The following is a 19,981-nucleotide window of genomic DNA, read 5'->3' as shown; positions in this document are numbered from 1 at the left end:
GGAGGGGTCGGTGATGCTCGTCGCCATAACGAACATCGCGTTATGGCTATTCCAACACCCTGTTATTGATCGCGACAACCTGGTCCGGCCCCCAAGACTGCGGCCCGGCAGGCCGTCGGCGTCGAGCCCCGAGCCGGCCGACGCCGGCCACGCCGGGGGCGGCGAGCAAGGTCACAGCCGGGACGACGAGCCCGTTACCCGCCCGTAGGATTCGCGACATGTCCGCTCTGGAGATCGTCGCCCTCGTCATCGGGCTGACCGTGACCGTCGTCGGGTGGGCCATGCTGGCCCGCGCCGTGCGGCACTTCGTCAGCACCTTCAAGCTCGGCCAGCCCGACTCGAGCCGTACGGACCGCCCCGCGGTCCGCACGACGACGCTCTTCCGGGAGTTCCTCGGGCACACCCGCATGGCCCGTCTGCCGGTCGTGGCGATCGCCCACTGGGTGACGATGCTCTCCTTCGGGATCCTCTTCCTCACTCTCGTCCAGGCCACCTTCCAGCTGGCCGACCCCCACTTCGTGCTCCCGCTCATCGGGCACTTCTGGCCCTACGAGTGGGTCACCGAGCTCTTCGCCGTCGGCGGCCTCGTCGGCATCGTCGCGCTCATCGCGATCCGCCAGAAGAACCACCCGCGCTCGGCGGCGGGCGAGGACGGCCGCCGCTCGCGCTTCTACGGCTCGACCTTCTGGCAGGCGTACTACGTCGAGGCGACGATCCTCGGCGTCGCGCTGTGCATCACCCTGCTGCGCGGTCTCGAGTACGCGCTCCTGCGCAGCACGGGCGAGGCCGAGCAGGCCACGCTGCTGCACTTCCCGCTCACCGCATGGCTCGGCGCGATCTTCGGCGGTCTGTCCGTGGGGGCGCTCGAGGCGGCGATCGTCGTCGTCGCGCTCGTCAAGCTGCTCATCTCCTACGCGTGGATGATCACCGTCTCGCTCAACCCGACGATGGGCGTCGCCTGGCACCGCTTCCTCGCGTTCTTCAACATCTACTTCAAGCGGCACGCGGACGGCGCGACCTCGCTCGGGGCGCTCCAGCCGATGACGGTGGGCGGCAAGCCCTTCTCCATGGAGGTCATGGAGGAGATGGAGGAGACCGAGGACGAGATCAGCCTCGGCGTCGGCAAGGTCGAGGACTTCACGTGGAAGGGCCTGCTCGACTTCTCCACGTGCACGGAGTGCGGTCGCTGCCAGAGCCAGTGCCCCGCGTGGAACACCGACAAGCCGCTCTCGCCGAAGATGCTCATGATGACGCTGCGTGATCACGCGCACGCCAAGGCCCCCTTCGTCGCCGCCGCCCGCGACGTCTCCGGGATCATCTCGAGCGGCTCGGCCAGCCCGCAGACCGCGAAGGGGGCGATCCCCGCCTCGGCCTTCGCCACCGGGCCGGACGAGACGGCCACCGACGGTGGATCGGTAGCCACGGCGACCGCGATCGACTGGGACGCGATGTCGCTCGTCGGCCAGACCGGCTACGACGTCGACAACCCGCTGTCGGCCTACAACCCGCACGGGCCCGACGCCGTCATCGACGAGGACGTCCTGTGGTCGTGCACGACGTGCGGCGCCTGCGTCGAGCAGTGCCCCGTCGACATCGAGCACGTCGACCACATCGTCGACATGCGCCGCTACCAGAACCTCATCGAGTCGGCCTTCCCGAGCGAGCTCGGCGGCCTCTTCAAGAAGCTCGAGAGCAAGGGCAACCCGTGGGGCATGGGCGCGAAGGCGCGCATGGACTGGGCCAAGGACCTGCCCTTCACGGTCAAGGTGCTCGGCGAGGACGTCGAGTCCGCCGACGAGGTCGACTACCTCTTCTGGGTCGGCTGCGCCGGCGCCTACGAGGACCGCGCGAAGAAGACGACGCGCGCCGTGGCCGAGCTCTTCGACATCGCCGGGGTGGACTTCGCCGTCCTCGGCAACGGCGAGACGTGCACCGGTGACTCCGCCCGCCGCGCGGGCAACGAGGTCCTCTTCCAGATGCTCGCCGAGCAGAACGTCGCGACGCTCGACGAGGTCGGCGCGACGAAGATCGTCGTCACCTGCGCCCACTGCTTCAACACCATCAAGAACGAGTACCCGCAGCTCGGCGGCACCTACGAGGTGCTCCACCACACCCAGCTGCTCAACCGTCTCGTCCGGGAGAAGAAGCTCGCCCCGGTGCGCCGCCCCAGCGCCCCGGAGAAGTCGAGCCTGAAGAACGTCGCCTCCACGGGCACGAGCGTGACCTACCACGACCCGTGCTACCTCGGTCGGCACAACCAGGTGTACGCCCCGCCGCGGGAGCTCATCGGGGCCCTGCCCGGTGTCGAGCTGCGCGAGATGGAGCGCACCAAGGAGAAGTCCTTCTGCTGCGGCGCCGGTGGCGCGCGCATGTGGATGGAGGAGCAGCTCGGCTCGCGGATCAACCTCAACCGCACGGAGGAGGCCATCGCGACCGGTGCCGAGCGCATCGCCGTCGGCTGCCCCTTCTGTCGCGTCATGCTCAGCGACGGCCTGACGGCCAAGCAGTCCGAGGGCGCGAGCGAGGACATCGAGGTCGTCGACATCGCCCAGATGCTCCTCGCCTCGGTCCGTGAGGCACCGGAGACGGCGGGGACGACGGAGTCGCAGGAGCAGGCGCAGGCCGAGCCCAAGACGGCCGTGCCCGCCCCGCAGGACGGCCAGGACGCGAAGGGGGCGACCCCCGAGCCCCCGAGCGCGGCCGAGACCGCCGCGACGGCGGCAGCCGTCGAGGAGGCCGGCGAGGACCCGGAGGCCGTCGAGGGTCGCGAGACCGTCGCCGACCAGAACTCCGCCCCGTCCTGGGAGTCCGAGGGCACCGCGTCGGCCAACGCCGCTCCGTCGTGGGAGAGCGAGACCCCGCAGGCTGCTCCGGTCGAGGCGAAGGAGGAGCCGGCCACCGCTCCCTCCGACGCTGCGGCCGCGAACTCCGCTCCGTCGTGGGAGAGCGAGACCCCGCAGGCTGCCCCGGTCGAGGCGAAGGAGGAGCCGGCTGCTGCTCCGTCCGACGCTGCTGCCGCGAACGCTGCCCCGTCGTGGGAGTCCGAGGGCGCCGCATCGGCCAACGCCGCTCCGTCCTGGGAGAGCGACACGGCCGCAGCGAACGCTGCCCCGTCGTGGGAGACCAGCTCGCCCGCCCCTGCCGGCGAGGGCGAGGGCGAGCCGGAGTCTCCGGCCGCAGGTGAGGCCACGCAGCCCGAGGTCGGCGGGCAGGAGACCGTCACCGGCTCCGAGGAGCCCACCCAGGGCGAGGTCACCCCGACCGAGCCCGCGGCGGACCAGCCCTCCCCCGCGACCGACCAGGCCGCGGCCAACGCCGCCCCCTCATGGGAGACCGAGGTCGCCTCGGCGAACGCCGCCCCCTCCTGGGAGACCTCCTCCCCCGCCCCGGCCGCCGAGCCCGAGCCCGAGTCTCCGGCCGCGGGCGAGGCCACGGAGCCCGACGTCGGCGGACAGGAGACCGTCACCGGCTCCGAGGAGCCCACCCAGGGCGAGGTCACCCCGACCGAGCCGGCAGCGGATGCGCCGACCCCGGCCGGCGACACGGCGTCGGACGGCGATCTCGCGGCGCAGAACGCCGCGCCGTCCTGGGAGACCTCCTCCCCCGCCCCGGCTGCACAGCCCGAGCCCGAGCCGGAGTCCCCGGCCGCGGACGAGGCCACGGAGCCCGAGGTCGCCGGGCAGGAGACCGTCACCGGCTCCGAGGAGCCCACCGACGGCGAGGTCACCCCGACCGAGCCCGCGGCGGACACCCCTTCGCCCGCTGAGCCGTCCGCCACGGCCACGTCCGAGGACACCGATCTCGACGACCTGCGCCAGCAGAACGCGAAGCCCTCCTGGGAGTGACCACCCGATGACGAAGGGGGACCCGCCGACCGGCAGGTCCCCCTTCGTCGTGTCTGCGGCCCGGCCGGTCGGCAGCCGATAGCGTCGTCGGGTGCCCATGACCCTGCGCAGCATCCGTCGCTACCCGGTGAAGTCGATGGGCGGCGAAGACCTGCAGCACGTCGACGTCGACCGACGAGGCCTCGTCGGGGATCGCTGGTACGCGGTGGTCGACGACGACGGCAAGCTCGCGTCGGGCAAGAGCAGCCGCCGCTTCCGCCGGCGCGACGCGGTCTTCGAGCACCGGGCCACCACGCGGTCCGACGGCACCGTCGAGGTGTCGTGGGGTGGTGGGTCCGCGTCGGCCGAAGACCCGGTCCTCGATGCTCACCTCAGCGAGGCGATGGGGGCGATGGTCCGGGTGCTCCCCGAGACGAGCACCCCGCACTTCGACTCGGGTCACGTCTCCCTCGTCGGGACCGCCACCCTCGCCTGGTGCGAGGAGCGCTGGGGGGTGGCCGCCGACCCGCGTCGGCTCCGGGCCAACCTCGTCGTCGAGACGGACGAGCCCTTCGTCGAGGACGACTGGGTCGGCCGCCCGGTCGCCGTCGGCGAGGTCACCCTCGTCGTGGCCGAGCGGATCCCCCGGTGCCGCATGATCGACATCGACCAGGACGGGGCGATCGCGCCCGGCGACGGATGGCTCAAGCGCCTGGCCGCCGAGCGCGAGACGTGCGCAGCCGTCTACCTCGACGTCGAGCGCGGCGGGGTGCTGCGGGTCGGCGACGAGGTCGTCGTCGGCCCGCTCGGGTGAGCGCGCGGGTCCTCGTCAGCCGAGGTAGGCGGCGACCTGCTCGGGGGTGACGTCCTCGACCCGCTCATGCTGCCAGTGGGGGGTGCGGTCCTTGTCGACGAGCTGGGCGCGGACCCCTTCGGCGAAGTCGGAGCCGTCGAGCATCGCCGCGGCGAGGGCCGCGTCGGCGTCGAGCACCTCGGCAAGCGAGCCCGCCGACGCCGCGCGGCGCAGGTGCGCCAGGGTGATGGCGACGGCGAGCGGAGATCGCGACCGGATGACCTGCGCAGCCTCATGTGCCGCCTCGACGCCGCTCTGCTCGAGCCGGGCGACGACTGCCGAGGCGTCGTCGCCCGCGTAGCACGCGCGGGTCCAGCTGCGCTGCGCGTCGAGCGACGACGCGACCTCGCCCGTCGCCGGGACCTCGACGGGCGCTCCGTCGGCGATCGAGGCCAGCAGCCCCTCCACCTCACCGGAGTCGACGACGACGTCGGCGAGCCCGAGCACGACGGCGTCCGGCCCGTCGAAGGTGGCGCCCGTCAGAGCCACGTGCGTGCCGAGCTCGTCGGGCGAGCGCGACAGGCGGTAGGTCGCGCCGACGTCGGGGAAGAAGCCGATCCCCGTCTCGGGCATGGCCATCCGCGTGCGCTCGGTGACGAGCCGCAGGTCGGCGTTCATCCCAAGCCCCACGCCGCCGCCCATCGTGATGCCGTCCATGACGGCGACGACGGGCTTGGCGTACTCGGCGAGGGCCAGGTCGACCGCGTACTCCTGCGCGAAGAAGGCGGCCGCGTCGTGGCCGTCGAGGTGGGCCTGACGCACCGCGCGGACGTCGCCCCCCGCGCAGAACCCCCGCTCCCCCGCCCCGACGAGCGCGACCGCGTGCACCGCGTCGTCGTCACGCCACCGGTCGAGCACCTCGGTGACCGACTGCATCATCGACAGGTCGAGCGCGTTGATCGCGCGCGGCCGGTTGAGCGTGATGACGCCGAGGACACCTCGGACCTGCGTGAGGACCGAGGGCTCGCTCACGCGAGACCCTGCTCCTCGAGGAAGGCCTGCGCGACGTCCTTCGGGTCCTCCTTGTCGATGTCCGTGCGCTTGAGCAGGTCCGCGACGACCTCGGTCGTCAGCTTCTCCGAGACCGCGTTGAGCGTCTCGGCGACGGCCTCCTCCTGGTCCTTGCGCACGAGCGGCACGATGTTCTGGCTGCCGTAGAGCTTCTTGTCGTCCTCGAGCACGACGAAGTCGTTCTCGGCGATCGAGGGGTCGGTGCTGAAGATGTTCGCCGCGTCGACCTGGCCGTTCTTCAGCGCCTGCACCGTGGCCTGACCGGGCTTGAGCGGCCGGAAGCTGCCGAAGGTGATGTCGTAGGTCTTCTTCAGCCCGGGGATGCCCTGCGCGCGGCTCTTGAACTCCGGCGGCGCGGCGAGGGTGAGGTCACCGGCGATCGGCTGGAGGTCCGAGACCTTCGTCAGCGACTTGCTGTCCGCGGTCTCCTTGGTGACGACGATGGAGTCGTTGTCCTCGGCGGCCGACTTGTCGAGGACGGCGAGGGTGTCGGGCAGGGCGGCCTCGAGCGCCTCGTAGGTCTTCTCCGGGTCGGTCTCGGCGAAGTCCTTGTCGTAGTACAGGGCGAGCGCGCCGGTGTACTCGGGCACGACCTGGACCGAGCCCTCCTCGAGCGCCTTGAGGTAGACCTCGCGGGCGCCGATGCCGGTCTTCGTCGAGGCGTCGACGCCCTTGGCCTTGAGGGCCCCGGCGTAGATCTCGGCGAGCAGGATCGACTCGGAGAAGTCGGCGGAGCCGACGACGACGCTGCCCGAGCCGCCGCCGCCCTCCTGCGAGGTGGACGAGCTGGCCAGCGGGTCGTCCCCGCCGCCGCAGGCGGCGAGTCCGGTCAGGGCCGCGAGGCCGGTGAGGGCGAGGGCCGATCGGCGGGTCACGGTGCTCATGCGATGTCTCCTGTGGTGGGTGCCGTCGAGCGGCGAAGGGGGGTGCGCCGATGGGTGGCGCGGGTGGGGTCGGCCCGAAGGCCTGGTGAGACGACGAGCCGGCCGACGCTCGAGGCGACGAGGTCGAGCAGCACGGCGAGGAGGGCGACGAGGACGGCGCCCCCGGCGGTCTGCGCGTAGTCCTGGACGGCGAGGCCGTCGATGATGAAGCGGCCGAGACCGCCGAGGCCGACGTAGGCGGCGATGGTCGCCGTGGCGACGACCTGGAGCAGCGCGGAGCGCAGCCCGGACAGCATGAGCGGCAGCGCGCAGGGGATCTCGACCTGGCGCAGCACCTGCCCGGAGGACAGGCCGACCCCCTTCGCCGCGTCGCGGGCAGCCGGGTCGACGGCCTCGACACCGGCGTAGGTGCCCGAGAGCAGCGGGGGCACGGCGAGCAGGACGAGCACGATGACGCTCGGCAGGAGGAAGTACAGCTCACCGCTCAGCCGCGGTCCGAGCCACAGCACGAGCGCGAAGAGCAGACCGAGGGTCGGCACAGCGCGCAGCGCGTTGGCCAGCGACACGAGCCACCGGCCGCGGCCGGTGTGCCCGACCCACAGACCGAGCGGGATCGCGATGGCAGCCGCGAGGACGAGGACGATCGCCGTGTACATGAGGTGCTCGAGCAGACGGGCCCCGATGCCGCCGTCACCCTGCCAGGACGACGCGCTCGTCAGCCACTCGATGATCGAGGAGGTCATGCGCGCGCCCCCTTCGTGCTCTGGCGCCAGGGGGTGAGCAGTCGCTCGGCGAGACGGATGATCGCGTCGAAGAGCAGTGCGAGCACGACGCAGCCCAGCACACCGGCCACGAGCTCGCCGCCGATGGCGCGGTTGAAGCCGTCGACGAGGAGGTCGCCGAGCTGGGAGACGCCGACGAGCGAGGCGACGCTGACGATGCTCACGTTGCTCACCGCGGCGACGCGCAGGCCCGCGGCGATGACCGGCACGGCGAGCGGCAGCTCGACGGAGAGCAGCCGGCGGACGCGGCCGTAGCCGATCGCGGTCGCCGCCTGGGTCGCCTCGGCGGGCACGGAGTCGAGCCCGTCGACCACCGTGCGCACGAGGAGGGCGATCGTGTAGATCGTCATCGCGACGACGACGTTGACCGGCGAGAGGATGCTCGTGCCGAGCAGCAGCGGCATGAGCACGAAGAGGGCCAGCGACGGGATCGTGTAGAGCAGCCCGGAGCCGGTGAGCGCGACGGCGCGCAGCCAGGACAGCCGGTGGGCGAGCCAGCCGAGGACGAGCGAGATGGCCAGGCCGATGATCAGGGGCAGCCCGGCGAGCCAGGTGTGCCGCAGCGCCAGCCGGGCGATGTCGTCAGGATGCTCGAGGATCCACTCCATCGTCGCCTCCCTCGGGACGCTCCTGCTCCTCGATGACACGCACGACCTCGGGTGCCCGGCACGTGCCGACGAGCACGCCGTCGGCGTCGACGACGACACCGCGCCGGCTCGGCGAGGACAACGCCGCGTCGAGCGCGGAGCGCAGCGAGCCGCCCTCGCGGGCGAGGGTGCCGCCGAGCGCGAGGTCGGCCTCGACGAAGGAGTCGCCGAGACGCTCGGGCTGCACCCAGCCGAGCGGGCGCGACTCCTCGTCGACGACGAGGGCCCAGCCGCCGACGCCGACCCGGCGAGCCGCGTCGCCGGAGTCGCCGAGGACGACGCTCGCCTCGTCGTGCAGCGGGATGCGGGCCCCGTCGAAGCCGAGCGCGCGGTAGCCGCGGTCCTTGCCGAGGAAGTCCGCGACGAAGGCGTCGGCCGGGTGGGTGAGCAGCTGGTGGGGCGTGGCGAGCTGGGCGATCTGCCCGCCGACGCGCAGCACGGCGATGTGGTCGCCCAGCTTGATCGCCTCGTCGATGTCGTGGGTGACGAGGACGATGGTCTTGCCGAGCTCGTCCTGCAGCCGCAGGAACTCCTCCTGCAGCTGCTCGCGCACGACGGGGTCGACGGCGGAGAAGGGCTCGTCCATGAGCATGACGGGCGGGTCCGCGGCCAGGGCGCGGGCGACCCCGACACGCTGCTGCTGGCCGCCCGAGAGCTGGCTGGGGTAGCGCTTGGCCAGCGAGGCGTCGAGACCGACGAGCTCCATGAGCTCACGGGCGCGGCTCAGCGACTGACGCTTGTCCTGCCCGAGGAGCATCGGCACCGTGGCGATGTTGCGCTCGATGGTGCGGTGCGGGAAGAGGCCCCCGTGCTGGATGACGTAGCCGATGCCGCGGCGCAGCTCGGCGGCGTCCATCGACATGATGTCGGCGTCGCCGACCGTGATCGTCCCGCTCGTCGGGTCGATCATGCGGTTGATCATCCGCAGCGTCGTCGTCTTGCCGCAGCCGGACGGCCCGACGAGGACGGTGATCTTGCCGGTCGGGGCGACGAGGCTGAGGTCGTCCACCGCGGTCGTGCCGTCCGGGTACTGCTTGGTGACTCCGTCGAGCCGGATCATCTTCAGGCCTCCTGCCGTTGGCTCGCCAAACTTAACCGAGGACCACCGACAGCGCCCCGCGCATGTCGAGGCTCTTTGCCCAGGTCAGTCCTGGATCCGGGCGAAGGGCCGAGCGGCCTCGATCTCGAAGGCGAGCTCGAGCAGGAGGCGGTCTGCCCCCCGCCGCGCCTGGACCATGACGCCGATGGGTGTGCCGTCGTGCGTGCGCCCGAGCGGCAGCGAGATCGCGGGGGCCCCGGTGACGTTGTGCAGGGGGGTGAAACCGACGTACGCGGAGACCCGCTCGAGATGGGTCTCGAAGTCGAGGTCGGCCGCGAGGTAGCCGATTGGCGGGGTCGTGTGCGTGAGGACCGGGCTGACGACGACGTCGACGTCGCCGAAGGTGCGGTCGTAGACGGCGCCCGCCGCGGCGACGCGGGCCAGCGTGTACGGCGTCTGCCAGATCTTGCGTGCGAAGCGGCGCGACAGCCCGAGGGTGAAGGGGTCGAGCCGGTCGCGGTCGAAGCCCGCGCCGAACATCCGCGGCCCGTTCCGGTGGATCCCGAAGGCGAGCATCGACCAGTAGTGGAGGAAGTCCTCCTTGAAGCGCAGCGGCACCGCGGCGTCGTAGTCCTCGACGTCGTGCCCGAGCCCGGCGAGCAGCTCGCCGGTCGCGCGCACCGCGGCCGCCGTCGGGGCGTCGGTCGCTGGTGCGAGCGGGCTGTCGACGAGCACCCCGATGCGCAGCCGTCGCTCGACCGGCCCCTCGACGAGCCCGACCGGCTCGAGCGAGCGCGGGGGGCGGTGGCGCTCGGCGGCGGCGAGGAAACGCGCCGTGTCGCGCACGGTGCGGGTGAGCACGCCGTCGACGACGATCGGGACGGGCATCCCCTTCGTCGTCTCGTCGCCGGCCAGCCGGCCGCGGGTCGTCTTGAGACCGACGAGACCGCACGCGGCGGCGGGGATGCGGATCGAGCCGCCGCCGTCGTTGCCGTGGGCGAAGGGGAGCGCCCCGGACGCGACGAGCGCGGCGGTGCCCCCAGACGAGCCGCCGGACGACAGCGACGTGTCCCAGGGGTTTCGTGTGACGTCGGCGATGCGCTCGGTCGTCGCGGTCCAGCCGAAGGGAGGGCACGTCGTCTGCACGACGGGGACGGCCCCGGTCGAGAGCAGCTGCGTCACGACGTCGCCGTCCCGGCTGCTGCGGCGCTCGGGGACCGCGTCGGAGCCCATCCGCAGGGGCAGGCCGGCGGCGACGACGTTCTCCTTGATCGCCGTCGGCACGCCGTGGAAGGCGCCCGGCCCACCGGCACCGATCGCGTCGGCCCGGCGGCGGGCGCGCTCGTCGTCCCACTCGGCCACGGCGCCGAGCACCTCGACCGAGCGGATGCGCTCCACCGCGGCGTCGACCGCCTCGCGCGGGGTGATCTCGCCGGAGCGCACGCGAGCAGCCACGCCCGTCGCGTCGTCGTCGCGCAGCGCGTCGTCGGCGAAGGCGTGGACGCGGGTCTGGGTCGCGGACGTCGTCGTCATGACCACCACGTTACCCGCGGGTAGGAGCGCATGATGGTCGTCGTGACCGAACCCTCCCGCGAGCTCGTCAGCCGCACCTCGGCGCAGGGACGGCTCGCGCTCACCGCCGTGACCCTGGGCTCGGGCATCGCCCTGCTCGACGGGACGATCGTCGGCATCGCGCTGCCGACGATCGGGCGCGACCTCGGCAGCAGCCTGTCGGGCCTTCAGTGGGTCAACAACGGCTACGTCCTCGCGCTCGCCTCGCTCATCCTGCTCGGCGGCAGCCTCGGCGACCGGCTCGGCCGGCGCCGGGTCTACCTCGTCGGCGTCGTGTGGTTCGCCCTGGCCTCCCTGGGCTGCGCGCTCGCCTGGTCGACCGAGTCGCTCGTCGTCGGGCGGGTCGTCCAGGGCATCGGCGCCGCGCTGCTCACCCCGGGCGCGCTCGCGATCATCCAGTCGAGCTTCCGCCCCGAGGACAGGGCGCGGGCGATCGGCACCTGGGCCGGCGTCTCGGGCATCGCGACCGCGATCGGCCCCTTCCTCGGCGGATGGGTGCTCGACCACCTCAGCTGGCACTGGCTCTTCGCCATCAACGTGCCCCTGTGCGTCCTCGTCGTCGTGCTCACCCTGCGGGCGGTGCCGGAGAGCCGGGGCGTCTCGGTGACCGGCGGCTTCGACGTCGCCGGGACCGTGTACGGTGCGGTGGCGCTCGGGGCGACGACCTGGCTGCTCATCAGCGGTCCCGAGGCGAGCGCCGCCCTCGTGCTCGGCGGGCTCGTCGTCGCCGTCGGGTCGGCCGCTGGCTTCGTCGTCGCCGAGCGTCGCGCCGCCCAGCCGCTCGTCCCCTTCGGCCTCTTCGCGTCGCGGGTCTTCGCGACGGCGAACCTCATGACCTTCCTCGTCTACGGGGCGCTCGGCGCCATCATGTTCGTCCTCGTCGTGCAGCTGCAGACCTCCGCCGGGTGGTCACCCCTCGAGTCCGGTCTGGCGACCCTGCCGGTCACGGTGCTCCTGCTCGTGCTCTCACCACGCATGGCCGAGCTCGCGCAGCGCACCGGTCCTCGCCTGCCGATGTCGCTCGGGCCGCTGCTGTGCGCCGCCGGCGTCCTCGTCCTGTCGGCGATCGAGCCGGGCGCCGGCTGGGGTCTCGTCCTCGGCGGGATGGTCGTCTTCGCCCTCGGCCTGGCCACGCTCGTCTCCCCCCTCACCGCGGCCGTGCTCGCGGCGGCGCCGGACCGGCTCGCCGGGTCGGCCAGCGGCATCAACAACGCGGTCGCGCGCACCGGCACGCTGCTCGCGGTCGCGGCCATCCCCCCGCTCGTCGGGCTGTCCGGCGACGACTACACGGACCCGACGGCGATGACGCAGGGCTACCGGCTGGCGACATTCGTCGTCGCGGGGCTGCTCCTCGCCGGCGGCCTCGTGTCGTGGTTCGGCCTGGCCGGCACCCGCGGCACGACGACGCAGCGCTGACTCCCACGTCGCTCAGGCGACGATCGTCCCGCCCTCGAAGGTGCCCTCCCACTGGCCGTCGCTGCGCTGCTGCACGTGACCGGTGGGGTAGCCGTAGCGGCCGACGTGGCTGCGCGCCGCCTTCCACGCGTCGAGGACGGGGCCGTAGACCGCCCACGCCTCGCCGGTGCCGAGCGACCAGGTCTCGCCGCGCTGGAAGCGCTGGCGTGTGCCGCGCGCGAGCGTCGAGACATCGGTGGTCGGCATGCCGAGCGCCGTGCCGGCGCCGCGCCCGAAGGTCGTCCACGCGGTGAAGTGGACGCCGGTGACCGCGCGGGTCTCGCCGCCCGACCAGTTCTGGCACACCGCACCGCGCTCGAAGATCTGCTGGTAGCCGTTGGCGACGGCCTGCCGTCCACCGGTCGGGTAGCCGAGCGTGCCTCCCGCGCGCCCGAGCCGCTCCCAGACCTCGTACGCGGTGCCGTGGACGGCGACGAGGGGCTTGCCCTTCGGCGCGGTGATCGCGCCCTTCTGGAAGCGCTGGGTGCTGCCCGTGCTGCCGATGAACTCCGTCGCCACCGGGTAGCCGAGGGTCGGGATCGAACCGACGGTCGACATCGCCTTGACGACCGCCTCGCGCACCGGGACCGCCGCGGCCTTCGAGGTCGCCTGGTAGATCCGGCCCCCGCTGTAGCGCACGAAGCGGCCGGTGCCGACGCCCCCGGGACGCACGGGGCCGATGGAGTAGCCGAGGTAGGACTTCTGCTCGCCCATCGCGAAGTACTTCGCGCTGATGGCGCCCCACTGGGGCAGCTTGTCCGAGCTGTGCTCGGAGGTGCGGTTGTCGACGAGCGAGAGCGAGGTGCAGCTCTCCCACTCGTAGGGCGGGGTGCAGCTGACGAGGCGGCAGCGCACGCCACCGCTGCAGGCGACGTGGGTGTTGCACTGCCCGTAGCGGAAGGCGCTGCAGCAGTTGCGGCGGTCGTCGCAGCTGCCCGAGACGCCGTGCGAGCACGAGCAGTTCCAGCACTTGCTGTCGCAGATGCCGTCGGAGCAGCCGGTCGTGCACTTCGTGCACCGGGCGTTGCAGTCGACGATGTAGCGGTAGCGCCCGCCGCACCACGACGAGTCCGCGGCCTTCCACCACCCGGCGGCGAAGCTGCCCTCGGGGCAGGCGTTCTTGCCGTTGTTGATGCTCGCGCAGAAGACGGTCCAGCCCGCGCCGGGGCCGGTGCCCGGGCCGCAGATCGAGGCGTACGCGGTCTGCGGGCGCAGCACGTACCCCTTCGGGTCGGTGGCGATCGCGCTGCCGGCGACGGCCGTGCCGAGCAGGACGCTGCGCCGGTCGACGCCGCGGCCGCCCAGGCGGCGGGCGATGGCCTCGACGACCCGGACGCTCGCGGGCTGGCGCTCGGCGCTCATGAGACCACCGCGCGGATCTTCAGCGTCGAGGCGACGCGCGAGAGCCGGGGCACGGTGACCATCCGGCGCGAGTGCGAGCCGACGACGGCGTAGAGGCAGAAGCCCCGGCCGCCGGCGGTGAAGAACTTCTGGGAGGCGCTGCGACCGGGCACGTAGCGGGCCATCCTGTTCTGGGCGAAGTGGGACGGCGCGAGGGTCGGCACGCCACGGGCGGCGAAGAGCGCGGTGTCGGCGCACTCCTCGCCGTAGTCGACGAGCGCGAGGAAGACGTCGTCGGCGCGCATGCCCGGCACGACGTCGCCGCCGAAGTCGGACAAGGCGCTCGGCAGGGCACGGTTCGACACGTGCAGGACGGGGCGGCTGACGTCGCGCGCCCCCGGCGCCGCACGCCCGTCGGTCATCGGTGCGGGCTGCAGGACGGGTCGGCGCTGCACCCGGCCGTCCCAGTCGTCGGGGAGCTGGAGCTCGATCCCGTGACGGTCGATGGACCTCATGCGGGGACCCCTGTCAGTGCGGCGGCGAGCAGGACGGCGCCCGAGAGGACGAGCGCGATGGCCGCGACCCTAGCAACGGGCTGCGCCCACCGCCTCAGGGTACGGAAGGTGTCGTGGAGGTCAGAGGGGGTCTGCGCCCGACGGACCCGCAGCAGCGGGAGCGCCCGCACGAGACCGAAGGTCAGCCCGACCAGCCCGCCGGCCCACCACGTCGAGGCGAGCAGCGCGAAGAGGTAGACCGCGTACGTCGTCGTGCTCGTGATGATGGTGACGAAGCCGAGCCCGAGCTGTGCCCCGAAGCCGACCCCCGTGACCCACCCGCGGTAGCGCCCGATCCACGCCTCGTCGACCTGCCGGCGCCAGGACGGCACGGCGTGCCCGCCGGCGCGCAGGTCGAGGACGGCACCGAGCAGGAGCAGGAGCGCGAGCAGCCCGAGGACCGCCGGCGAGCCGAGCACCCCGTCGGGCACGACCGAGCCGACCGCACCCAGGAGCACTCCGAGGAGGGCGCCCGCGAGCGCTGAGGAGATGACGTAGGCGGCGGCCGTGACGGACCACCGGGAGGCGCGTCCCCGCTCACCGAGCGGGGTGATGCTCGAGAGCATCGACTCGCCTCAAGGCGACCACGTGGCGCGCACGGCCGCGACGATCGCCACCGGCACCCCGAGCGCGAGCCCGAGGAGGGTGGGGTCGGGGCTCACGCGCCGTCCCGCCCGGAGGGGTCGGGGTAGAGGCTCGGGTGACCCGGGCCGAGACCGGCGGCGCGCAGCTCGGCGTCGACGGAGGTCGGGTCGTCGCGCTCGCCGCGGTCCTCGAAGGGGGCGGCGGTGCGGTGCTCGTGGTCGGCGACGGCCTGGCCCATGAGGTCGCTGACCTGCGGCCAGGACGAGGCCGAGCCCTCGCCGACGATGTCGCCGTCGACGAGGTAGACGAAGTACGGCGAGCCCGGGACGACGAAGTCGTCCCACGCGGCCGAGGAGCGGACCAGCTCGGCCCCGCCCTCCGCCAGCTCGGCGAGCGCGCTCGGGGACTCGCCGTCGTCCCCCTTCGCCACGACGAGGAGGCGGGCCTGACCGGGCACCTCGGTCTCGGCGCGGAAAGCCTGCCAGAAGGCACCGCACACCGTGCACCCGGTGCTGAGGAAGGCCAGGAGGTAGCGACCGCTCGTGAGGTCGACCTGGGCGGGGGCGCCGTCCAGGGTCGCGCCGGAGATACCGGCGACCCGCACGTGCTGGGAGCGGGCGGGGGCCATGACACCGCGCTCGATCTCGACGGGGACCGGCCCGCCGGCGCCGCCCGCCGCGCTCTCGCGCTCCGCCTGGCGGTCGAGCTCGAGGCCGGCCCCGAGGTCGTGCAGGGCCTTGAGGATGAGGGCGTGGCTGCGCAGCAGGCCGAGGACGAGCATCCCGAGGAGCACGACGGCGATGAGCAGGACGACGACGAGGGTCGTGAGGACGGGGGTGCTCATGAGATGGATCTCCCGGCGGATCGGGCAGCGGCGGCGGTGGCGGTGGGCAGGACGGCGATGACCTGCCAGAGCAGGAAGCCCAGGACGGCGGCGAGCACGACGACGAGCACGGGCTGCACGGACCACCAGGCCTGGGCGGGCGGGGAGACGGCGAGCGCGGCGGCGGCGAGGGCGACGAGGCCCGTCGCCACGGCGTGCGCCCGGGTCGGCGGGGTGTCCGCGCGGCCGAGGCAGCCGCACGACTCGACGACGCCGCCGCGGGCGAGCGCGAGCAGGACGAAGCCGGTGAAGCCGGCGTAGAGCAGGGCGACGGCGGCCGCGGCCGGACGGCTCGGGCCGACGAGGGCGGCGATGCCCGCGACGACCTCGACGACGGCGAGGACCCGCACGAGCGCGGGGCTGCCGGGCAGACCGGCCGAGCGCAGCCCGCGCACGGTGTCGGCGGGGTCGAGCACCTTCGGCGCCCCGGCGGCGACGAGGAGCACCGCGGCCGCGAGGACGAAGGGGACGAGCGCGTCGGTCATGGGGTGAGACCGCTGCGGTGGAACTTCTCGAAGCTGCGGCTGGCGGTCGGTCCGCGCTGGCCCTGGTAGTGCGACCCGAAGGTGGCGCTGCCGTAGGGCACCTCGGCGGGCGAGGTCAGCCGCATGAAGCAGAACTGGCCGATCTTCATCCCCGGCCACAGCATGATCGGCAGGGTCGCGACGTTGCTCAGCTCGAGGGTCACGTGCCCGGAGAAGCCCGGGTCGACGAAGCCCGCCGTCGCATGGGTCAGCAGACCGAGCCGGCCCAGGCTCGACTTGCCCTCGACCCGCGCGGCGAGGTCGTCGGGCAGGGTGATCGTCTCGAGCGTCGAGCCGAGGACGAACTCGCCCGGGTGCAGCACGAAGCCCTCGGCGGGGTCGACCTCGACGAGCCGGGTGAGCTCGGGCTGGTCCTGCGCGGGGTCGATGACCGGGTACTTGTGGTTGTCGAAGAGCCGGAAGTACCGGTCGAGCCGCACGTCGACGCTGCTCGGCTGGACCATCGCGGGGTCCCACGGGTCGAGCACGACCCGGCCCGCGTCGACCTCGGCGCGGATGTCACGGTCGGAGAGCAGCATGGCGCACACCCTAGTTGGCGCCCTGACGGCCGGCACCGGACGGCCGGGAATCCCCGACGCCCCTGCGCGGTTACGCCCTGGGTGAGACCCGTGCGACGACCCGCTGCCGCGTCGTCGACCCCCGACATCCCCCCTTCGCGAAGGAGGCTCTCGTGAGCCGCACCCCCTCCCCCTTCTCCCCCGTCACGATCGGTCGCTGGGACCTGTCCAACCGTCTCGTCATGGCGCCCCTGACCCGCAACCGCGCCGGCGAGGGCCAGGCCCCGACCGAGCTCCACGCCCGTTACTACGGGCAGCGCGCGAGCGCCGGTCTCATCATCACCGAGGGCAGCCAGCCCAGCGCCGTCGGCCAGGGCTACCTCGCGACGCCCGGCGTCCACAGCGAGGAGCAGGCGAAGGGGTGGCGTCTCGTCGCCGACGCCGTCCACGAGGGCGGCGGCCACGTCGTCGTCCAGCTCATGCACGCCGGTCGCGTCGCCCACCCGGACAACAAGGACGGCCTCGAGACGGTCGCGCCGAGCGCGGTCCGTGCCCCCGGTGAGATCGTCACCGCCGACGGCTCGAAGCCCTTCGCCGAGCCGCGTGCCCTCGAGACCGACGAGCTGGCGAGCGTGCGCGACGAGTTCGTCGCCGCCTCGCGCCTGGCCGTCGACGCCGGTCTCGACGGGGTCGAGCTGCACGCCGCGAACGGCTACCTCCTCCACCAGTTCCTCGCGCCGAGCACGAACCAGCGCACCGACTCCTACGGCGGCTCCCCCGAGGCCCGCGCCCGCTTCGTCGTCGAGGTCGCCCAGGCCGTCGCCGACGAGATCGGCGCCGACCGCGTCGGCATCCGGATCAGCCCCGGGCACCCGGCCAGCGGTATCGAGGAGCCCGACGCCGCAGACCTGCGCGCGACGTACACCTCGCTGCTCGAGCAGCTCGCGCCGATGGACCTCGCGTACCTGTCGATCCTCGCCTTCGACGCCGCGTCGATGGCGCTCACCGGTGAGCTCGCCGAGATCTTCGGCGGCCCGGTGCTGCTCAACACCGGCTTCTCGAAGATCACGACCTACGCCGAGGTCGAGGAGCTGCTCGCCGGCGGCGTCGCGGACGCCGTCGTCGTCGGCCGCCCCTTCCTCGCCAACCCCGACCTCGTGCGGCGCTGGCGCGAGCACGGCGACGACGCGCAGCTCAACACCCCGGACCAGGCCACCTTCTACGGCGGTGGCGCCGAGGGCTACACCGACTACCCGACGCTCGAGGAGATCGAGTCGCAGGAGGGTCGCACCGCCTGAGCGGTCGACGGGCATGGCGAAGGGGGAGGGCAGGTGCCCTCCCCCTTCGTCGTCGGCTCACCAGTTGGTGACGAGGAGGATCAGGACCGGCTCGGTCGGCACGGAGTCGAAGGTGAGGTACTTCAGCTCGCTGCCCGGTCCGTCGACGTGCTCGGCGGTGATGCGTGACCTCGGGTAGGCCGCGGCTGACTCGTCCTCGTACTCGTTGATGATCAGCCCACGAGCGGGGTCGATCTTCCAGGCCCGCTCCGTGCGCCAGTCGCCGGTCTCTCCGTCGTCGCCCCAGAATCGCACCGGGATCCCCTCGGCGTTCGTCGCCCGGGTCAGGGTGCCGAGGTTCAGGCCCTTGAGGCTGACGTCGATGCGCACCCGGCCGTCGGGGAGGCGCTCAACCCGCTCGGAGCGGTACTCCGCGAGCCTCGCCGTCTCTTTCGCCCCGTACGGCTGCCAGACACGACCGGTCCGGTAGGGCGTCGGTGCAGCGCTCGTCGTGCTCGTGCTCGTGCTCGTGCCCGTCGTGGCGGGGGCGGCTCCCTCGTCACGGGTAAGTGCCGGGATCGCGGCCAGCGCCGCGACGAGCGCGGCGGCTGCGGCGACGGAGACGAGCAGCGCGGCGCGGCCGTGACGCCGGGGTGGCTGCGCGGGCGTGACCGACGCGAGCTGCCACCGCTCGTGAGCGGCACGTCGCTGGCCCTGCGTCGGCCCCTCCACGTCCGCGCGCATCTCGCGCAGCGCGCGCAGCTCCGGTGCGTCCTCGATGTCCAGGTCCATCACTGCTCCCCCTTCGGGTCGTCGGTCGACAGCGCCGCACGCAGGTCGCGGCGGGCGCGGTGGAGACGGGAGCGCACGGTGCCGACGGGGATGTCGAGCGCCTGCGCCACCTCGGGGTACGACAGCTCGGCCAGGGCGACGAGCAGCAGCACGTCGCGGTCGCCGTCCGTCATCGCCGCCAGGGCGCTCGGCAGGCCGCTCGCGCGACGGCCGGCGTCGACGCGGGCGTCGACGTGCTCGGTCTCGTCACCTGTCGTGACCGGGTCGACCCCGGTCCGCGCCCAGGCCCGGTAGGCCCGCACCTCGTCGCGGTGGTGCCGCGAGAGCAGGTGGGTGGCGATGCCGAAGACCCAGGCTCGCGCGCTCCCCCGCGCCGGGTCGAAGCCGCCAGGTCGGGCGGCCGCCTGCGCGAATGTCTCGCTCGCCAGGTCCTCCGCCACGGCACGCGGCACGCGTCGCGCCAGGTAGCGGTAGACCTCGGCGTAGTGGCGCTCGAAGACCGCTGCCAGCGGGTCCGCGCCCAGAGCCAGAGGCGGGCTGCTGCTCGCTGTCATGACGAGTCCTCGTCTCCCCTCGGGTGTCCTCACACCACTAGTTGCCCGAAGCGGACCGAGGGGTTCACGAGACGGGTCAGCGGGTCGTCGTGCTCGACACCTTGCCCCACGTCGAGGGGGTGTCGGCGGTGACGACGCGCCACGAGCGCGCGGTCGAGGCGTAGGCGGTGAGGGTGAGGACCCCCTTCGTGCTCGTCGTGCCGGTCTTGACCGGGGTCCACGCGCACGTGGAGCACTTGCGCGACTCGAGGGTGGCCTTCGCGCCGGCCCACGGGCGGAAGGCGGAGGCGCTCCACGCGTACCGGCTCGTCGTCGCGGTGACGGAGACGGTGCTGCCGGAGCGGGTGCTCGTCACGGCGGTGCGTGAGGCGAAGCGGACCGACATCGACGTGGAGTTCTGCGGGACGAGGTTGTGCGCCTCGTCGTACGCCTCGTCCGCCTGGACCCGGAAGGTCCCGGTGCGGTTGACGTCGTACCACTCGATGGTGTCGGTCCGGGCGCCGTCGAAGTGGAACATGTCGGCGTACTCGCCCGCGGGCGTCATGACGCCCCACCACGCGTCGACGGCGTACTTCGAGCAGCCGGCGCTGAAGGTCGCCGTGAGGTCGCGGGTCGGCGAGCTCACCGAGACCTTGCTCGGCACGGAGATCGAGCAGCTGCCGGCGGCCTGGGCAGGGGCGGCGACGGCGAGCGGGACGAGGGACACAGCGGCGAGAGCCGCGAGGCGCGTGAGCATGAGGGTCCTGTCGGGCGAAGGGGGTTCAGACCCCGGCCCAGCACCGGTGGCTAGCGCAACCTAGCGCCGATCTGCCTGCGGCGGAGGCGGATCGGCAACATACGGGGTCGGGGTTCGAAGAAGGATCGTCACCTCGAGGTGACGATCCTT

19 protein-coding genes are annotated in these 19,981 nt (G+C 73.0%); 4 read left to right on the top strand and 15 right to left on the bottom strand.

Annotated elements, in window-relative coordinates:
* The first annotated feature begins 218 nt into the window (after nucleotides 1–218).
* Both EEW87_RS14555 and EEW87_RS14550 read left to right on the top strand, forming a co-directional pair.
* On the top strand, nucleotides 219–3,845 hold the full coding sequence (locus tag EEW87_RS14555) for a heterodisulfide reductase-related iron-sulfur binding cluster (protein WP_163562468.1): 3,627 nt from the start codon (nucleotides 219–221) through the stop codon (nucleotides 3,843–3,845).
* A 97-nt stretch (nucleotides 3,846–3,942) separates the two neighbouring features.
* Nucleotides 3,943–4,638, top strand: a complete 696-nt coding sequence (locus tag EEW87_RS14550; protein WP_123091477.1) for an MOSC domain-containing protein — start codon at nucleotides 3,943–3,945, stop codon at nucleotides 4,636–4,638.
* Between the two features lie 15 nt (nucleotides 4,639–4,653).
* Here EEW87_RS14550 and EEW87_RS14545 read toward each other — a convergent pair whose 3' ends face one another.
* From EEW87_RS14545 to EEW87_RS14520, 6 genes are all read right to left on the bottom strand, one after another.
* Nucleotides 4,654–5,649 (bottom strand): enoyl-CoA hydratase/isomerase family protein, encoded by a 996-nt coding sequence (locus EEW87_RS14545; RefSeq protein WP_123091478.1) that lies wholly within the window; start codon nucleotides 5,647–5,649, stop codon nucleotides 4,654–4,656.
* A complete protein-coding gene (locus tag EEW87_RS14540) occupies nucleotides 5,646–6,572 on the bottom strand; it encodes an ABC transporter substrate-binding protein (protein WP_123091479.1) in 927 nt (308 codons plus the stop codon). Before EEW87_RS14540 ends, EEW87_RS14545 begins: the two co-directional genes overlap by 4 nt.
* Nucleotides 6,569–7,315, bottom strand: coding sequence for an ABC transporter permease (locus EEW87_RS14535; protein WP_123091480.1), 747 nt, complete (start codon nucleotides 7,313–7,315; stop codon nucleotides 6,569–6,571). The genes EEW87_RS14540 and EEW87_RS14535 overlap by 4 nt, the downstream gene beginning before the upstream one ends.
* Entirely contained in the window at nucleotides 7,312–7,962 is a 651-nt protein-coding gene (locus tag EEW87_RS14530; RefSeq protein ID WP_068272559.1) for an ABC transporter permease, read from the bottom strand. The genes EEW87_RS14535 and EEW87_RS14530 overlap by 4 nt, the downstream gene beginning before the upstream one ends.
* Entirely contained in the window at nucleotides 7,937–9,061 is a 1,125-nt protein-coding gene (locus EEW87_RS14525) for an ABC transporter ATP-binding protein (protein ID WP_123091481.1), read from the bottom strand. Before EEW87_RS14525 ends, EEW87_RS14530 begins: the two co-directional genes overlap by 26 nt.
* An 84-nt stretch (nucleotides 9,062–9,145) precedes the next feature.
* Nucleotides 9,146–10,573 carry an amidase gene (locus EEW87_RS14520; protein WP_123091590.1) on the bottom strand — a complete coding sequence of 476 codons (1,428 nt, stop codon included), beginning with the start codon at nucleotides 10,571–10,573 and terminating at the stop codon, nucleotides 9,146–9,148.
* Between the two features lie 33 nt (nucleotides 10,574–10,606).
* On the opposite strand from EEW87_RS14520, the gene EEW87_RS14515 reads away from it, so the two are divergent.
* Nucleotides 10,607–12,028, top strand: coding sequence for an MFS transporter (locus EEW87_RS14515; protein WP_123091591.1), 1,422 nt, complete (start codon nucleotides 10,607–10,609; stop codon nucleotides 12,026–12,028).
* 12 nt (nucleotides 12,029–12,040) lie between these two features.
* Here the strand turns inward: EEW87_RS14515 and EEW87_RS14510 are convergent, their stop codons facing one another.
* The 6 genes from EEW87_RS14510 to dcd all read right to left on the bottom strand — a co-directional run bounded on the left by EEW87_RS14510 (nucleotide 12,041) and on the right by dcd (nucleotide 16,493).
* Nucleotides 12,041–13,429 (bottom strand): LGFP repeat-containing protein, encoded by a 1,389-nt coding sequence (locus tag EEW87_RS14510; RefSeq protein ID WP_123091482.1) that lies wholly within the window; start codon nucleotides 13,427–13,429, stop codon nucleotides 12,041–12,043.
* Nucleotides 13,426–13,923 (bottom strand): hypothetical protein, encoded by a 498-nt coding sequence (locus tag EEW87_RS14505; protein ID WP_123091483.1) that lies wholly within the window; start codon nucleotides 13,921–13,923, stop codon nucleotides 13,426–13,428. Before EEW87_RS14505 ends, EEW87_RS14510 begins: the two co-directional genes overlap by 4 nt.
* Nucleotides 13,920–14,528: a sulfite exporter TauE/SafE family protein gene (locus EEW87_RS14500; RefSeq protein WP_123091484.1), complete on the bottom strand. Its 609-nt coding sequence runs from the start codon at nucleotides 14,526–14,528 to the stop codon at nucleotides 13,920–13,922. The genes EEW87_RS14505 and EEW87_RS14500 overlap by 4 nt, the downstream gene beginning before the upstream one ends.
* A gap of 92 nt (nucleotides 14,529–14,620) precedes the next feature.
* Nucleotides 14,621–15,391, bottom strand: a complete 771-nt coding sequence (locus EEW87_RS14495) for a hypothetical protein (RefSeq protein WP_123091485.1) — start codon at nucleotides 15,389–15,391, stop codon at nucleotides 14,621–14,623.
* Complete coding sequence (locus EEW87_RS14490) at nucleotides 15,388–15,915, bottom strand: MauE/DoxX family redox-associated membrane protein (RefSeq protein ID WP_123091486.1); 528 nt, start codon at nucleotides 15,913–15,915, stop codon at nucleotides 15,388–15,390. The genes EEW87_RS14495 and EEW87_RS14490 overlap by 4 nt, the downstream gene beginning before the upstream one ends.
* Complete coding sequence (dcd, locus tag EEW87_RS14485) at nucleotides 15,912–16,493, bottom strand: dCTP deaminase (protein WP_123091487.1); 582 nt, start codon at nucleotides 16,491–16,493, stop codon at nucleotides 15,912–15,914. The genes EEW87_RS14490 and dcd overlap by 4 nt, the downstream gene beginning before the upstream one ends.
* A gap of 152 nt (nucleotides 16,494–16,645) precedes the next feature.
* Here dcd and EEW87_RS14480 point away from each other — a divergent pair, with 152 nt between their 5' ends.
* Nucleotides 16,646–17,770 (top strand): alkene reductase, encoded by a 1,125-nt coding sequence (locus EEW87_RS14480; RefSeq protein ID WP_123091488.1) that lies wholly within the window; start codon nucleotides 16,646–16,648, stop codon nucleotides 17,768–17,770.
* Between the two features lie 57 nt (nucleotides 17,771–17,827).
* On the opposite strand, the gene EEW87_RS14475 is transcribed toward EEW87_RS14480, so the two are convergent.
* From EEW87_RS14475 to EEW87_RS14465, 3 genes are all read right to left on the bottom strand, one after another.
* Complete coding sequence (locus EEW87_RS14475; protein WP_123091489.1) at nucleotides 17,828–18,541, bottom strand: hypothetical protein; 714 nt, start codon at nucleotides 18,539–18,541, stop codon at nucleotides 17,828–17,830.
* Nucleotides 18,541–19,095, bottom strand: coding sequence for an RNA polymerase sigma factor (locus EEW87_RS14470; protein WP_123091490.1), 555 nt, complete (start codon nucleotides 19,093–19,095; stop codon nucleotides 18,541–18,543). The genes EEW87_RS14475 and EEW87_RS14470 overlap by 1 nt, the downstream gene beginning before the upstream one ends.
* A 76-nt stretch (nucleotides 19,096–19,171) precedes the next feature.
* A complete protein-coding gene (locus EEW87_RS14465; RefSeq protein WP_123091491.1) occupies nucleotides 19,172–19,831 on the bottom strand; it encodes a hypothetical protein in 660 nt (219 codons plus the stop codon).
* Between the last annotated feature and the right edge of the window lie 150 nt (nucleotides 19,832–19,981).

This window comes from Janibacter melonis (assembly GCF_003721155.3).
GTDB lineage: Bacteria > Actinomycetota > Actinomycetes > Actinomycetales > Dermatophilaceae > Marihabitans > Marihabitans melonis.
This window is presented reverse-complemented; position numbering and strand designations above follow the sequence as displayed.

Excerpts from the sequence above, each read along its gene's own strand:
- EEW87_RS14505 (WP_123091483.1), bottom strand. The coding sequence starts at position 13,923 with ATGAGGTCCATCGACCGTCACGGGATCGAGCTCCAGCTCCCCGACGAC.
- EEW87_RS14510 (WP_123091482.1), bottom strand. The coding sequence starts at position 13,429 with ATGAGCGCCGAGCGCCAGCCCGCGAGCGTCCGGGTCGTCGAGGCCATC.
- EEW87_RS14550 (WP_123091477.1), top strand. The coding sequence starts at position 3,943 with ATGACCCTGCGCAGCATCCGTCGCTACCCGGTGAAGTCGATGGGCGGC.
- EEW87_RS14530 (WP_068272559.1), bottom strand. The coding sequence starts at position 7,962 with ATGGAGTGGATCCTCGAGCATCCTGACGACATCGCCCGGCTGGCGCTG.
- EEW87_RS14515 (WP_123091591.1), top strand. The coding sequence starts at position 10,607 with ATGGTCGTCGTGACCGAACCCTCCCGCGAGCTCGTCAGCCGCACCTCG.
- EEW87_RS14465 (WP_123091491.1), bottom strand. The coding sequence starts at position 19,831 with ATGCTCACGCGCCTCGCGGCTCTCGCCGCTGTGTCCCTCGTCCCGCTC.
- dcd (WP_123091487.1), bottom strand. The coding sequence starts at position 16,493 with ATGCTGCTCTCCGACCGTGACATCCGCGCCGAGGTCGACGCGGGCCGG.
- EEW87_RS14520 (WP_123091590.1), bottom strand. The coding sequence starts at position 10,573 with ATGACGACGACGTCCGCGACCCAGACCCGCGTCCACGCCTTCGCCGAC.
- EEW87_RS14525 (WP_123091481.1), bottom strand. The coding sequence starts at position 9,061 with ATGATCCGGCTCGACGGAGTCACCAAGCAGTACCCGGACGGCACGACC.
- EEW87_RS14490 (WP_123091486.1), bottom strand. The coding sequence starts at position 15,915 with ATGACCGACGCGCTCGTCCCCTTCGTCCTCGCGGCCGCGGTGCTCCTC.
- EEW87_RS14535 (WP_123091480.1), bottom strand. The coding sequence starts at position 7,315 with ATGACCTCCTCGATCATCGAGTGGCTGACGAGCGCGTCGTCCTGGCAG.
- EEW87_RS14475 (WP_123091489.1), bottom strand. The coding sequence starts at position 18,541 with ATGGACCTGGACATCGAGGACGCACCGGAGCTGCGCGCGCTGCGCGAG.
- EEW87_RS14495 (WP_123091485.1), bottom strand. The coding sequence starts at position 15,391 with ATGAGCACCCCCGTCCTCACGACCCTCGTCGTCGTCCTGCTCATCGCC.
- EEW87_RS14540 (WP_123091479.1), bottom strand. The coding sequence starts at position 6,572 with ATGAGCACCGTGACCCGCCGATCGGCCCTCGCCCTCACCGGCCTCGCG.
- EEW87_RS14470 (WP_123091490.1), bottom strand. The coding sequence starts at position 19,095 with ATGACAGCGAGCAGCAGCCCGCCTCTGGCTCTGGGCGCGGACCCGCTG.
- EEW87_RS14500 (WP_123091484.1), bottom strand. The coding sequence starts at position 14,528 with ATGCTCTCGAGCATCACCCCGCTCGGTGAGCGGGGACGCGCCTCCCGG.
- EEW87_RS14555 (WP_163562468.1), top strand. The coding sequence starts at position 219 with ATGTCCGCTCTGGAGATCGTCGCCCTCGTCATCGGGCTGACCGTGACC.